This is a genomic window from Bacillus subtilis subsp. subtilis str. 168 (assembly GCF_000009045.1).
In the GTDB taxonomy this organism is placed as follows: domain Bacteria; phylum Bacillota; class Bacilli; order Bacillales; family Bacillaceae; genus Bacillus; species Bacillus subtilis.
This window is the reverse complement of sequence record NC_000964.3, coordinates 3,758,007-3,770,326: the sequence shown is the minus strand read 5'-3', so window position 1 is coordinate 3,770,326 and position 12,320 is coordinate 3,758,007. Positions and strand designations below refer to the sequence as shown.

The following is a 12,320-nucleotide window of genomic DNA, read 5'->3' as shown; positions in this document are numbered from 1 at the left end:
CAAGTACACACATAATTGAGAGGGGAGAATTAACATGGGTAACGATAGTGTAAAAGACAAAATGAAGGGCGGCTTCAATAAAGCCAAAGGAGAAGTGAAGGATAAAGTCGGAGATATGGCTGACAGAACGGACATGCAGGCTGAAGGCAAAAAAGATAAGGCAAAAGGCGAAATCCAAAAGGATATCGGGAAAGCCAAGGATAAATTTTCAGATAAAGATTAATCGTACGGAAGAGGCAGGAAACGAAATGTTTCTTGTCTTTTTTTTCGCTTTTTCTGATGTGAATAAATATAACAAAAAAAGAAGCTGATTTGGTCAAGGTAACTAAATTTTTTAAATATTCTTTGAATTAATAGGCCTCTTCTATATAATGATGACATAAGTTGTAAACTTTTATAACATCATTTGAAGAAATCAAACAAAGGGGTTTTGATGACGGAATGTACTGCACCGAAGAAAGTGTCGGAAGCCACGGGAGTGCGAGAAAACAGTTGATATCGACACAAGCGGGGATTCAGTGAAGGCCGGAATTCTTCACTCATTAAGAGGAACGGTGGCGATCAGCGAAGTGACCGTCCATGATGCGGAGTTAATGGCAATAGTCGGGTTCTCGGTATCGTGGAGGTCGGCGCCTCAGACTGGCCTCCATGCCATGCTTCCGGTTGCGGAGCAAAACAACGGGCTGCCATCAGGAATGTAACGTCTGGTTATGATCAATCGATGGTTTTGCACAGCCTTAGCTTCGCCCGGGGCAGATTGTCGCTGTATTAGGCCGACTCCGGCTAAACAGAGGGGGCTATTTGTTTTAATCAAACGTTTGTTCAAAACGAAAAGGCGGTCAACAGCAGCAGCTTGCAATCACCAGAGCGCTGATGGTAAATCTGAAAAATATTTTACTTAATAAACAATTGGAAGGAATTCAGATTTTAATTGTCGAACTAGTCAGACAAGTTATTATAGAAATTTCCAGAAAAAAAGACATTTGTTATCTTAGTCGAGCGCAGTCTGGAAAACGCGTTAATCTGATCTTTCCGTGATCGACAGGGGAACGGTTGTTGACCATGGCAAGGCTGATGAAGAAACGGCATGCCGCTTTGAAAGGCATCTTACCGTATGACCCCCATTCTCGAAGAAAGGGAGGTGATGTCCCGCCTGACTGTTCCGCAAATTCGTAGTAGCCGCATCTGCTTTATATGACAAAAGAAGGAGGACTACAGATGAAACTGACACCAGTTGAACAAGAGAAATTGCTCATTTTTGCAGCGGGGGAATTAGCCAAACAGCGAAAGGCGCGGGGCGTTCTGCTGAACTATCCTGAGGCTGCTGCTTATATCACCTGCTTTATTATGGAAGGCGCACGTGATGGGAAGGGAGTAGCAGAGCTGATGGAAGCCGGCCGCCATGTATTAACGGAAAAAGATGTGATGGAGGGTGTGCCTGAGATGCTGGACAGCATTCAGGTGGAGGCCACATTTCCGGATGGTGTAAAGCTTGTTACGGTACATCAGCCAATTTCTGCGGAGGTGAAGTCATGAAGCCGGGAGCATTTCAAATTGCTGAGGGAACCATTACGATTAATGAAGGCCGTGAGATACGGGAGGTAACGGTAAAAAACACCGGATCACGCTCCATTCAAGTCGGTTCGCATTTTCATTTTGCGGAGGCCAACGGGGCTTTATTATTTGACCGTGAGCTGGCGATCGGCATGCGTCTTGATGTTCCATCAGGCACGTCGGTCCGTTTTGAGCCGGGAGAGCAGAAAACGGTCTCACTAGTGGAAATCAGAGGACGCAAGACAATTAGAGGGCTGAACGGAATGGCCGACACGTTTATCGATGAACGCGGCAAAGAAAAAACGTTGGCCAACTTAAAACAAGCCGGCTGGATGGAGGGTGTAATCCGATGAAAATGTCACGGGAGGAATATGCGGAACTGTTTGGCCCGACAACGGGCGATAAAATCAGATTGGGCGACACGGATTTATGGATCGAAGTCGAAAAGGATTTCACAGTATACGGTGAAGAAATGATCTTTGGCGGCGGAAAAACTATCCGAGACGGCATGGGCCAAAACGGCAGAATCACAGGGAAGGACGGCGCTTTGGATTTGGTTATCACCAACGTCGTGCTATTGGATTACACAGGCATTGTCAAAGCGGATGTCGGTGTGAAAGACGGCCGGATTGTCGGTGTCGGAAAAAGCGGAAATCCTGATATCATGGATGGAGTCGATCCGCACATGGTCATCGGAGCGGGGACAGAGGTGATTTCCGGTGAAGGCAAAATTTTAACAGCCGGGGGAGTGGACACGCACATTCATTTTATTTGTCCTCAGCAGATGGAAGTTGCGCTTTCTTCAGGTGTGACGACCCTTTTGGGAGGCGGAACAGGACCCGCTACAGGAAGCAAAGCGACAACATGTACGTCCGGGGCGTGGTATATGGCGAGGATGCTGGAAGCGGCCGAGGAGTTTCCGATCAATGTCGGCTTCTTAGGAAAAGGGAATGCATCCGATAAAGCGCCGCTGATCGAGCAGGTGGAAGCAGGCGCCATCGGTCTTAAGCTCCATGAAGACTGGGGAACGACGCCAAGCGCCATTAAAACGTGTATGGAAGTCGTGGACGAGGCTGATATTCAAGTTGCCATCCATACCGATACGATTAACGAAGCGGGCTTTTTGGAAAACACGCTCGACGCGATCGGGGACCGGGTTATTCATACTTATCACATTGAAGGGGCAGGCGGCGGTCACGCTCCGGATATTATGAAGCTCGCCTCTTACGCGAACATTCTGCCGTCATCTACAACGCCAACCATTCCTTATACCGTTAATACGATGGATGAGCATCTTGACATGATGATGGTCTGCCACCATTTAGATGCGAAAGTGCCTGAAGATGTGGCATTCAGCCATTCCAGAATCAGGGCGGCGACGATTGCCGCGGAGGATATTCTCCATGATATAGGTGCGATCAGCATGACATCATCGGATTCCCAAGCGATGGGGCGGGTCGGTGAAGTGATCATCCGAACATGGCAGGTAGCCGATAAAATGAAAAAACAGCGCGGCGCTCTTGCCGGTGAAAACGGGAATGACAATGTGCGCGCAAAACGGTACATTGCCAAATACACGATTAATCCGGCAATTACGCACGGGCTCAGCCATGAGGTCGGCTCGGTGGAAAAAGGGAAGCTTGCTGATCTCGTTCTGTGGGACCCGGTATTTTTCGGCGTGAAACCGGAACTGGTCTTAAAGGGCGGCATGATTGCACGTGCGCAAATGGGAGATCCGAACGCGTCCATCCCGACTCCTGAACCGGTTTTCATGCGCCAAATGTATGCGTCTTACGGAAAAGCCAACCGCTCAACCTCGATTACATTTATGTCTCAGGCAAGCATAGAGCGTGGTGTGGCGGAAAGCTTAGGGCTGGAAAAAAGGATTTCTCCAGTCAAAAATATCAGAAAGCTGAGCAAGCTGGATATGAAGCTGAATTCGGCTTTGCCGAAGATTGAGATTGATCCAAAAACCTATCAGGTCTTTGCTGACGGGGAGGAATTGTCTTGCCAGCCTGTCGATTATGTCCCACTTGGACAAAGATATTTCTTATTTTGATAAGACGCGGCCGGAGTGCATCCGGCCGTTCTATTGACTAAAAACGGTGCACAAAACCCATGTATTTAGTGTATATTAGATGTTGACAAACGAATCAAATGTAACTATTATAGTTACAACGGTGGTGAAAAAACATGATTAACAGCCGTCTTGCTGTTGCCATTCATATTTTATCCCTCATCTCGATGGATGAAAAAACATCTTCAGAAATCATTGCAGACAGTGTCAACACGAATCCGGTAGTTGTGCGAAGAATGATCAGCCTGCTGAAAAAAGCTGATATTCTCACATCACGCGCCGGGGTGCCGGGTGCAAGCCTCAAAAAAGATCCTGCTGATATTTCTCTTTTAGAAGTGTACCGGGCTGTCCAAAAGCAAGAAGAACTCTTTGCGGTTCATGAAAACCCGAATCCGAAATGTCCGGTAGGGAAAAAAATTCAGAACGCTCTGGATGAAACGTTTGAAAGTGTGCAAAGAGCGATGGAAAATGAACTGGCAAGCAAGTCATTAAAAGATGTTATGAATCATCTCTTTTAATCAAAAGGGATGACTTCTCACCGCTAACATGTAACTAAAATTGTTACAAATAAGGAGGAAATGAAAAATGAAAATTGGTATTATAGGCGCAAGCGGGAAAGCGGGAAACGAGATTTTGAAAGAAGCGAAAAAAAGAGGCCATGAAGTGACAGCCATCGTCAGAAACGCTTCAAAAGTGCAGGAGCAAGACGTAGCGATTTTGGAAAAAGATGTGTTTGAACTGACTGCGGAAGACATCAAGCCTTTCGACGCGGTCGTAAACGCTTTTGGAGCAGCACCCGGCCAAGAACATCTTCATGTTGAAGCAGGAAGAGCACTCATCAGCATTTTAAAGGACGCGAAGCACACAAGATTGCTTGTTGTTGGCGGAGCGGGAAGCCTGTTTGTTGATGAAGCCAAAACAACCCGTTTAATGGATACGCCGGAATTTCCGAAAGAATATTTGCCAACTGCATCAAATCAAGGCGAGAACCTGAAAGATTTGCAGCAGACAGACTCCATTTCCTGGACGTTCCTCAGTCCTGCGGCATTTTTTGATCCAGCAGGAAAACGGACTGGCTCTTACCAAAAAGGAAAAGACAATGTCATCGTAAATGCAAAAGGAGACAGCTATATCAGCTATGCAGATTATGCCATTGCCGTGTTGGACGAGCTTGAACATCCCGAACACAAAAATGAACGCTTCACAGTGGTAAGCGAAGCGGAATAATAAAAAACCCGGAGCCAGCTCCGGGTTTTTCTCATTAATAAGTGCTGTACGTATCGCTGAAAAGGCCGTCAGCAATCCCAAGCATTAAAAAGATGAAGAAGGCGATAATCGCAAGAATGGATACAGCAATGCTTACGATCAAATAAATCCCTTGCATCTTTACGAATTTCGCGTAATTCTCCAGCATTAAGTCTTCAGACTGTCCGCTATTGTGTTCAGCCATTTGGCCTGCTTCCCTAGCTGACCTCATCAAAAAGATACCGGAAATAATTTGCAGTACGCCTGGCACGGCACCGATTAGAAAAAAGAACGCGCCTGAAAGCGCGGTAATTGCGCCCATAATAATAAATAAAATGCCTGTAGCTTTTCCCCATTTCGAAATGCTGATGAGGGTTTTGTTCATTGTTTCAGGATTCATGTATACTGGCTCCCCTTTACAAAAAAATACTCACTTTTCTTTTATACACTATTTGTGAGAAGTTTTGTATATAGAAAATAACATTTTGGGGATTGACCCTAACGTTGCGTGATTGTTTACGATAAAAAAGAGGAGGTGTTATGTATGAAATATCAAGTTAAACAAGTGGCGGAGATATCAGGCGTTAGCATTCGGACGCTTCATCACTATGACAATATTGAGCTTCTGAATCCTTCAGCGCTTACTGATGCTGGGTATCGTTTGTACAGTGACGCAGACCTGGAAAGACTGCAACAGATTTTATTTTTCAAGGAAATCGGGTTTCGTCTGGATGAGATTAAAGAGATGCTGGATCATCCGAATTTTGACCGGAAAGCGGCACTTCAGTCGCAAAAGGAGATATTGATGAAGAAAAAACAAAGAATGGATGAGATGATTCAAACAATTGACAGGACGCTTTTGTCCGTTGATGGAGGGGAAACGATGAATAAGAGGGATTTATTTGCCGGATTAAGCATGAAAGACATTGAAGAGCACCAGCAGACATACGCTGATGAAGTCAGAAAGCTGTATGGAAAGGAAATCGCAGAAGAAACAGAGAAAAGGACATCTGCATACTCGGCAGATGATTGGCGCACGATCATGGCTGAATTTGATTCGATTTACAGACGAATTGCGGCGCGAATGAAGCATGGGCCCGATGATGCAGAGATTCAGGCCGCTGTGGGGGCATTTCGCGATCATATTTGCCAATATCATTACGATTGCACACTCGACATTTTCAGAGGACTCGGGGAAGTGTATATCACTGACGAGCGATTTACCGATTCAATCAATCAATATGGAGAAGGTCTTGCCGCTTTTTTGCGGGAGGCAATCATCATTTACTGTGACCATCAGGAAAACCCCCGGCCGTAAAGGCCGGGGGTTTACGCATCTTATAAGATCGGCGACAACAGCCGCGAGACGGATTCTTTTATTCGAATCCACAACGGGCGCTGCAGATACTCCTCATAGGTGAATTTTCTGGATACTAGCAAATCTTCTTTAAAAGTTGAAACCAGTTTTTTAGCAATGGTGATATCGTAAATAAATGCATTAACCTCAAAATTCAGCCTGAAGCTTCGGACATCAATGTTCGCTGTGCCGACTGAAGCGATTTCGTCATCCACCACGATGGTTTTCGCGTGAATAAAGCCGTTATCGTAAATATAGACAGTGGCTCCGGCTTTCAGCAGATCGCCGATATACGAAAGTGTCGCCCAGTATACAAAGGCGTGATCGGGCTTGTTCGGAATCATAATGTTAACGTCAATGCCCGAAAGGCAAGCGATCCTTAAAGCATCCAGCAGGCTTGCATCTGGGATAAAATAAGGTGTTTGTATCAAAATGGAACGCTTGGCGTTCGAAATCATTTTGATGTAGCCATTTTTAATTTGTTCCCATTCCGAATCAGGGCCGCTTGTGACAATCTGCATCCCGACGTTGCCTTTTGGGCCGTAATCAGGAAAGTGATTTGGAATATATGTCAGCGTATGGTGATGAGAAGCTTGGTTCCAGTCAAGGATGAATCGTGTTTGGATGGCGTGCACGGCCGTTCCTTGCAGCCGGATATGCGTATCCCGCCAATAACCGAATTTCGGATTAAGCCCTAGATACTCATCTCCGACGTTAAAGCCTCCGACATAACCGGTCATACCGTCTATGATCACAAGCTTTCGATGGTTCCGGTAATTCAGCCGCAGGTTAATCGGCCTGAGCTTTGACGGGAAAAAGACCTCCACATGCCCGCCAGCCTCGCGAAGCTCTTTAAAAAACTTTTTTCTCAGCGTTCTGGACCCGAGTTCATCATAAAGCACTCTGACCTGAACACCTTCTTTCGCCTTTTGGATGAGAGCGTCCCGCAATTTTTTGCCTAATTCATCGCCTTTATAAATATAATACTGTAAATGGATATGATCCTTAGCCTTTGAAATGTCACTCAGCAGCCGCTGAAATTTATCCCGTCCATCTGTAATGACGTCAACTGAATTATCCTCTGTAAACACAGCATGGTTATTCATAATCAGCATATAAATTAAATCTTTGTTATCAAAGGTTGCCCGGTTGTTAAACTGAAATTGCTTGGTTTCTAAATCTTCAAGCTGATGCTTCAGCAGCCTTTCAATTCCAATCTTTTTCCGGTCTTCCCATTGAAACAAATGCTTGCGTCTGAGATTATGGCCGAATAATAAGTATAAAATAAAGCCTAAAACGGGAATAAAGAAAAGAACAAGCAGCCACGCCCAAGATGCACTGGCATCGCGCCGTTCTTTGAAGATGACAATGATGGCCAAAAGAATATTTAAAATGAAAAAAAGTGATAAAAGGATGGAAGAAATACTCACTTTGTAACCCCGCTCATTCATATTTATCAAGAAGATTGCCATTAGTATTCCATGAATAACAGTGATCTGATTCCCATTACAAATTATAACACTCACATTTTAAAAGAATAAAGAGCGGCGATCCAGATTCTTCGTGAAAAATACGGGCAGATTTCTTTAAAACCAGCTTGCACCTGCGTTAAAATAAACACATATGATAACGTTCGTGAAGCTTGAAACATCAAATAAAGGGGGAGGATTATATGAACTTTTACAGAGTCGAACAAATGCCGGGGTTCATCAAAACAGAAATGCAAAAAATTCAAAAGGCCGTACAGCCTTTCATGAAAAAAACCGTCATTTACCGTTTTCTTGCTATTCCGCTTGCTGCATTCTCTCTCTTTAATTTAGCTGCTTTTCTATTTCATGCTTCAGCTGACAGGGAGTCCCTGATCAGCGCAGGCATATTCGCCCTTTTGGCGGCGCTCGGGCTCGCATTTTTTAAAGAGGCAGGCTATCAGCATAAACAAATCCAAAAAACGGTTCACATCTATATGCTGAACAGGATCAAAAAGAGCGAAATCCTTTCAGAAGAGCGGAAAAGCTCCTACGCACGACAAATAAAGGAAGAGCCTTTTGCGATGCGGAGTTTTGTTGAATTTTTGACTGAGGAAGACAGACGCAAAAAAATGTATTAAAGAAGATCTGCACCCGGATTGTTGAGATTTTCCAGACGATCCGGGTGTGTTTTTTTGCATGCAGACACCCGAAATAAAAAGTGCGGTTTCGGATTGATTCCGACTTCATCCGTTTTTTTGATATTCATTTCTGGGTAACAGCGTTGCTTTGTTGATTTCCTCTACTAGAGATGTCTATTGTATGCTTGCTTCAGGATTTGGTGTTTACGCCGGCCTGCTTTGAATAGTCAAATAAAATAGGCATGGTTCCGTTTATATGGAACTCATGCCCTGTCCTGTCTCATCATTATTCAAACACCGGATCATCCTCATAATAATAAGAATCCGGATCATCATACGAAGGCGTGTTCTCAAAAGCAGCAATGCCGATTACCACCAGCACGAAAATGGCTACAATGATCCCGATCAGGACAGTAACGATACTGGATGCTGCATAAAACAGCTGCATTTTTATAAATGTCCCGTAATTTTCAAGCATGCTTTCGCCAGCGCTGCCGGTTAGATTTCCTTCGGCTTCCGCGGCTGCTTTTGCTGAGCGCATCAAAAATACGCCTGAAATAATGAGCAGTACGCCCGGGATGGCGCCAATCACTGTCATCAAAACAGACAGAGTGACAAGCGATCCCATAATGATTAACAAGATGCCAGAAATTTTGCCCCACTTGGCAATGTCGGATAGCGACTTGACAGCGGAGGCGCTCAGCTGGCGGCTCTCCTGTCCAACAGGTGCAGTCTCCTGTTCAACAAGGCTATTTTCTTCATTATGATGTTCAATTTCGTTTTCATCTTTATCCAGACTAATCATGAAAGCTCTCTCCCTAAAATTTTTAAATCGTATCTTTTCCCGTCCATTTCGGCGATGCCGGGGAATAGTCCCCATTCTGCAAACCCGTGCTTTTCAAACAGCTTCAGGCTTGGTTTATTATGCCCGAAAATGAAGGCCATAAGTGAGCGGATGCCAAGATTCGGGGCAATGCGGAGCGCTTCTTGAAGCAAATATGATCCAACACCTTTGCCGCGGCATGCTTCGTCAATGTATATGCTGACTTCCGCTGTTTTATTATAGGCTGGCCTTCCATAAAATGTTTCAAAGCTGATCCAGGCAGCGACGTTTCCGTTTTCATCCTCGGCCACATAGAGCGGACGTGACTCTGTATGTCCCGAAAACCATTCCATCCGGTCTTCAGGAGTTACCGGTTCGGTATCGGCTGTTACCATTCGAGAAGCAATCGTTGAATTATAAATCGCCACAACAGCCTCCAAGTCTCTATGTTCAGCAAGACGCAATGTCATGTTCATACGTTTTTGGCACTCCTCTCAAAAAAATACATATTTTCGTTCAGTCTGTGCAAACTACATCTAAAAAAGTTTTTTTGGATAGGTTGTATATATTTTCAGAAAAGTGTTCAGAATGTTGCTGAGGTGATGAAACAATGAGAGAGGAAGAAAAGAAAACTTCTCAAGTCAAAAAACTTCAGCAGTTTTTTCGTAAACGCTGGGTGTTCCCTGCAATTTACTTAGTCAGTGCGGCCGTCATTTTAACAGCTGTCCTTTGGTATCAATCAGTATCAAATGATGAGGTAAAGGATCAGTTGGCTGATAACGGCGGAAACTCCGCATATGACAACAACGACGATGCAGTTGAAGTAGGAAAGTCAATGGAAAATGTCGCAATGCCGGTTGTTGATTCTGAAAACGTTTCTGTTGTGAAAAAGTTCTATGAAACCGATGCCGCAAAAGAAGAGAAAGAAGCAGCACTCGTTACCTATAATAACACGTACAGCCTAAGCAAAGGAATTGACTTAGCTGAGAAAGACGGAAAAGATTTCGATGTCTCTGCTTCTCTGAGCGGTACGGTTGTTAAAGCTGAAAAAGATCCAGTGCTGGGATATGTTGTGGAAGTAGAACATGCCGACGGTTTATCGACTGTGTATCAATCTCTTTCCGAAGTAAGCGTAGAGCAAGGTGACAAAGTAAAACAAAATCAAGTGATCGGAAAATCTGGCAAGAACCTTTACAGTGAAGACAGCGGAAACCACGTGCACTTTGAAATCCGTAAAGATGGGGTTGCAATGAATCCGTTAAACTTTATGGACAAACCAGTTTCTTCTATTGAAAAAGCTGCCACCCAAGAAACAGAAGAATCCATTCAGCAATCTTCCGAGAAAAAGGACGGATCAACTGAAAAAGGAACAGAAGAAAAATCCGGTGAGAAAAAGGATGATTCAACTGACAAATCTGGTTCTAAAGAAAGCAGCACAACAGAAGACACTGAACAGTCTTAATGAAGAAAACGTCTATCCTTGTGATGGGCGTTTTTTTCTGTTACTTTTTGCTTTGTTTTACCGTCTATGTAGTTACATGTAGGCACGTACGTTATAAAGGAGGTTATGTCATGAACCGCCTATTGCTCGCAGGCTGGATCTTTTTTATCCTGCTTTCTGTCTGTACGGAAAGCTTCAGCGGCATGGTCGTATCGCAAACGGTGGCTTTTCATTTTCAGCCGCACCCTGATCTGTCTCAATTTTTAGTTATGGATTTTACTGAGCTTACTGTACCTGAAGCGTTTATTCAAAAAATCGGACACGCGTTTTCCTTCTTTGTGCTGACATATTTGCTGTGGAAACAGCGGGGCAGCATAAGATCAGCTGCAGCCGGCTCATTTGCGTTTGCTTTTTTCACAGAAGTTCTTCAGCTCTTCTTCAGCAGGAATGGTTGTATCCGGGATGTGCTCATCGATGCTGTTGGAATTGGGTTGTTTTATGGTTTATATGTGTTGGCGAAGCGAAGAAAACAAGAGATGTATGAGAAATATTAAAGCCGGCTGTCTTGATTTCAGACGCCGGCTTTTGTCTTTCTTAGAAATTTTGATCGGTTGGTTTTTTCGTCAGTTTATTGATAATGGCTTCGTAGATCCTCACGACCAAATCGACGAACGGGCGAAGCAGATCTGAAAATCTAAAGAAAAGGAACCCGATAATGATGGCGACAACGAGGCTGCCCAATACATCTACCGGATAGTGATGTCCCACCCAAATTCTCGAAAAGCCTGTCAAAAGCCCAAAAATGACAAGCGGCCAGCCGATTTTGCGGTTTCTGAAAAGCATCGCAATAGAAATCGCTAATGCACCTGTCGTATGGTCACTTGGAAATGAAGCATCCGCAGCATGCGGAATCAGTGTATGCACTGTATGCGCAACGAACGGGCGCGGTTCGAAATAAACAAGCGTAATCAAATAGTTGATCACAAGGCCTGCAATTCCTGTGATGCCTGCGTATAGCACATGTTTTCTGCTTTGTGTGTTCCCAAACAGCCAGATTGCCAATAGGATAAGGGCATAGGCGACAATGGCATATTCCGTGATGAAGACCATAATGGAATCGAGAACTGAATTGTGATGAGATAGTCCATGGATTGCTTTAAAAATTTCGTAGTTCAAATAATCACCTTTTACATTTTTATATTTAGTAGACTAATCTTACTCATGAAAAGTTTCAAATAAAAATAGAGATTGTCTGAAATAACGGCGCTTGAAGAGAATTCGAAGAGGAATCGCGGTTTCTGGGGGGATTCTGTGCACAAAAAAAGAGATCCGGAGTGTCCGAATCTCGTACCGATATTAAAGTGCTTCAGGTCCTTCTTCGCCTGTGCGGATGTTGATCGTATTGCTGATTTCATAGACAAATATTTTACCGTCACCTGGTGATCCCGTTTTCAGCACCCTTTTAGCGGTCTCTGTCACTTGATCAACAGGAACCTTGCTGACCACAATTTCTATTTTTAAACGCTCGTATACATTGCTTTCTATTTTTACCCCTCGATAGAGCTCCGTATGTGCTTTTTGAAGGCCGCAGCCGTGTACATTGGAGAAAGTCAGAGAGGTCACTCCGATTTTTCCGAGTTCCTGCTTCAGCTTTTCAAAATTTGCCGGACGCGTTACAATTTCTACCTTGAACATTTGACCGCTCATAGCGTCACT

Annotated in this window: 18 protein-coding genes, 1 pseudogene and 1 other annotated feature; of the genes and pseudogenes, 12 read left to right on the top strand and 7 right to left on the bottom strand. The window is 44.3% G+C overall.

Translation table 11 applies throughout. The features are described from left to right. The first annotated feature begins 34 nt into the window (after window positions 1-34). From csbD to ywnB, 8 genes and pseudogenes are all read left to right on the top strand, one after another. Window positions 35-223 carry a stress response protein gene (gene csbD, locus BSU_36670; protein ID NP_391548.1) on the top strand — a complete coding sequence of 63 codons (189 nt, stop codon included), beginning with the start codon at window positions 35-37 and terminating at the stop codon, window positions 221-223. A gap of 295 nt (window positions 224-518) precedes the next feature. Then, window positions 519-701 (top strand) — a sequence feature (Evidence 4: Unknown function but conserved in other organisms). Further along, window positions 519-701: pseudogene (gene ywzF, locus BSU_36669) on the top strand. Its footprint overlaps the feature before it by 183 nt. A gap of 172 nt (window positions 702-873) precedes the next feature. After that, the gene (gene ywzE / locus BSU_36668) at window positions 874-1,038 is read left to right on the top strand and encodes a conserved protein of unknown function (putative phage interference protein) (RefSeq protein ID YP_009514008.1); all 165 of its coding nucleotides are present in this window, start codon (window positions 874-876) and stop codon (window positions 1,036-1,038) included. A 180-nt stretch (window positions 1,039-1,218) separates the two neighbouring features. Continuing rightward, complete coding sequence (gene ureA, locus BSU_36660; protein NP_391547.1) at window positions 1,219-1,536, top strand: urease (gamma subunit); 318 nt, start codon at window positions 1,219-1,221, stop codon at window positions 1,534-1,536. Then, complete coding sequence (ureB, locus tag BSU_36650; protein ID NP_391546.1) at window positions 1,533-1,907, top strand: urease (beta subunit); 375 nt, start codon at window positions 1,533-1,535, stop codon at window positions 1,905-1,907. The genes ureA and ureB overlap by 4 nt, the downstream gene beginning before the upstream one ends. Further along, entirely contained in the window at window positions 1,904-3,613 is a 1,710-nt protein-coding gene (gene ureC / locus BSU_36640; protein NP_391545.1) for an urease (alpha subunit), read from the top strand. The genes ureB and ureC overlap by 4 nt, the downstream gene beginning before the upstream one ends. A 134-nt stretch (window positions 3,614-3,747) precedes the next feature. Continuing rightward, window positions 3,748-4,149 carry a putative transcriptional regulator gene (ywnA, locus tag BSU_36630; RefSeq protein NP_391544.1) on the top strand — a complete coding sequence of 134 codons (402 nt, stop codon included), beginning with the start codon at window positions 3,748-3,750 and terminating at the stop codon, window positions 4,147-4,149. 67 nt (window positions 4,150-4,216) lie between these two features. Continuing rightward, entirely contained in the window at window positions 4,217-4,858 is a 642-nt protein-coding gene (gene ywnB, locus BSU_36620; protein ID NP_391543.1) for a putative oxidoreductase, read from the top strand. A gap of 34 nt (window positions 4,859-4,892) precedes the next feature. On the opposite strand, the gene ywnC is transcribed toward ywnB, so the two are convergent. After that, complete coding sequence (ywnC, locus tag BSU_36610) at window positions 4,893-5,276, bottom strand: putative integral inner membrane protein (RefSeq protein ID NP_391542.1); 384 nt, start codon at window positions 5,274-5,276, stop codon at window positions 4,893-4,895. A 144-nt stretch (window positions 5,277-5,420) separates the two neighbouring features. Between ywnC and mta the strand changes: the two genes are divergently transcribed. Beyond that, complete coding sequence (mta, locus tag BSU_36600) at window positions 5,421-6,194, top strand: transcriptional regulator regulating efflux transporters synthesis (Fur-independent bacillibactin export) (RefSeq protein NP_391541.1); 774 nt, start codon at window positions 5,421-5,423, stop codon at window positions 6,192-6,194. Between the two features lie 20 nt (window positions 6,195-6,214). Here mta and clsA read toward each other — a convergent pair whose 3' ends face one another. Continuing rightward, window positions 6,215-7,663, bottom strand: coding sequence for a cardiolipin synthase (major) (gene clsA / locus BSU_36590; protein ID NP_391540.1), 1,449 nt, complete (start codon window positions 7,661-7,663; stop codon window positions 6,215-6,217). A gap of 242 nt (window positions 7,664-7,905) precedes the next feature. Here clsA and ywnF point away from each other — a divergent pair, with 242 nt between their 5' ends. Beyond that, on the top strand, window positions 7,906-8,340 hold the full coding sequence (gene ywnF / locus BSU_36580) for a hypothetical protein (protein NP_391539.1): 435 nt from the start codon (window positions 7,906-7,908) through the stop codon (window positions 8,338-8,340). On the opposite strand, the gene BSU_36575 is transcribed toward ywnF, so the two are convergent. The 3 genes from BSU_36575 to ywnH all read right to left on the bottom strand — a co-directional run bounded on the left by BSU_36575 (window position 8,337) and on the right by ywnH (window position 9,633). Beyond that, a complete protein-coding gene (locus tag BSU_36575) occupies window positions 8,337-8,468 on the bottom strand; it encodes a hypothetical protein (RefSeq protein YP_009514007.1) in 132 nt (43 codons plus the stop codon). The two genes, ywnF and BSU_36575, sit on opposite strands and share 4 nt — an antisense overlap. A 158-nt stretch (window positions 8,469-8,626) precedes the next feature. Further along, entirely contained in the window at window positions 8,627-9,145 is a 519-nt protein-coding gene (ywnG, locus tag BSU_36570) for a putative integral inner membrane protein (RefSeq protein ID NP_391538.1), read from the bottom strand. Continuing rightward, window positions 9,142-9,633, bottom strand: a complete 492-nt coding sequence (gene ywnH, locus BSU_36560) for a putative aminoacid analogs (phosphinothricin) N-acetyltransferase (protein NP_391537.1) — start codon at window positions 9,631-9,633, stop codon at window positions 9,142-9,144. Before ywnH ends, ywnG begins: the two co-directional genes overlap by 4 nt. Window positions 9,634-9,773: 140 nt before the next feature. Here ywnH and spoIIQ point away from each other — a divergent pair, with 140 nt between their 5' ends. Continuing rightward, the gene (gene spoIIQ / locus BSU_36550; RefSeq protein ID NP_391536.1) at window positions 9,774-10,625 is read left to right on the top strand and encodes a forespore protein required for alternative engulfment; all 852 of its coding nucleotides are present in this window, start codon (window positions 9,774-9,776) and stop codon (window positions 10,623-10,625) included. A gap of 110 nt (window positions 10,626-10,735) precedes the next feature. Further along, entirely contained in the window at window positions 10,736-11,158 is a 423-nt protein-coding gene (ywnJ, locus tag BSU_36540) for a putative integral inner membrane protein (RefSeq protein NP_391535.1), read from the top strand. Between the two features lie 40 nt (window positions 11,159-11,198). Here ywnJ and bcrC read toward each other — a convergent pair whose 3' ends face one another. Next, a complete protein-coding gene (gene bcrC / locus BSU_36530; protein ID NP_391534.1) occupies window positions 11,199-11,780 on the bottom strand; it encodes an undecaprenyl pyrophosphate phosphatase (bacitracin resistance) in 582 nt (193 codons plus the stop codon). Window positions 11,781-11,960: 180 nt separating this feature from the next. Next, entirely contained in the window at window positions 11,961-12,311 is a 351-nt protein-coding gene (gene glnK, locus BSU_36520; protein ID NP_391533.1) for a nitrogen-regulated PII-like regulator protein, read from the bottom strand. Between the last annotated feature and the right edge of the window lie 9 nt (window positions 12,312-12,320).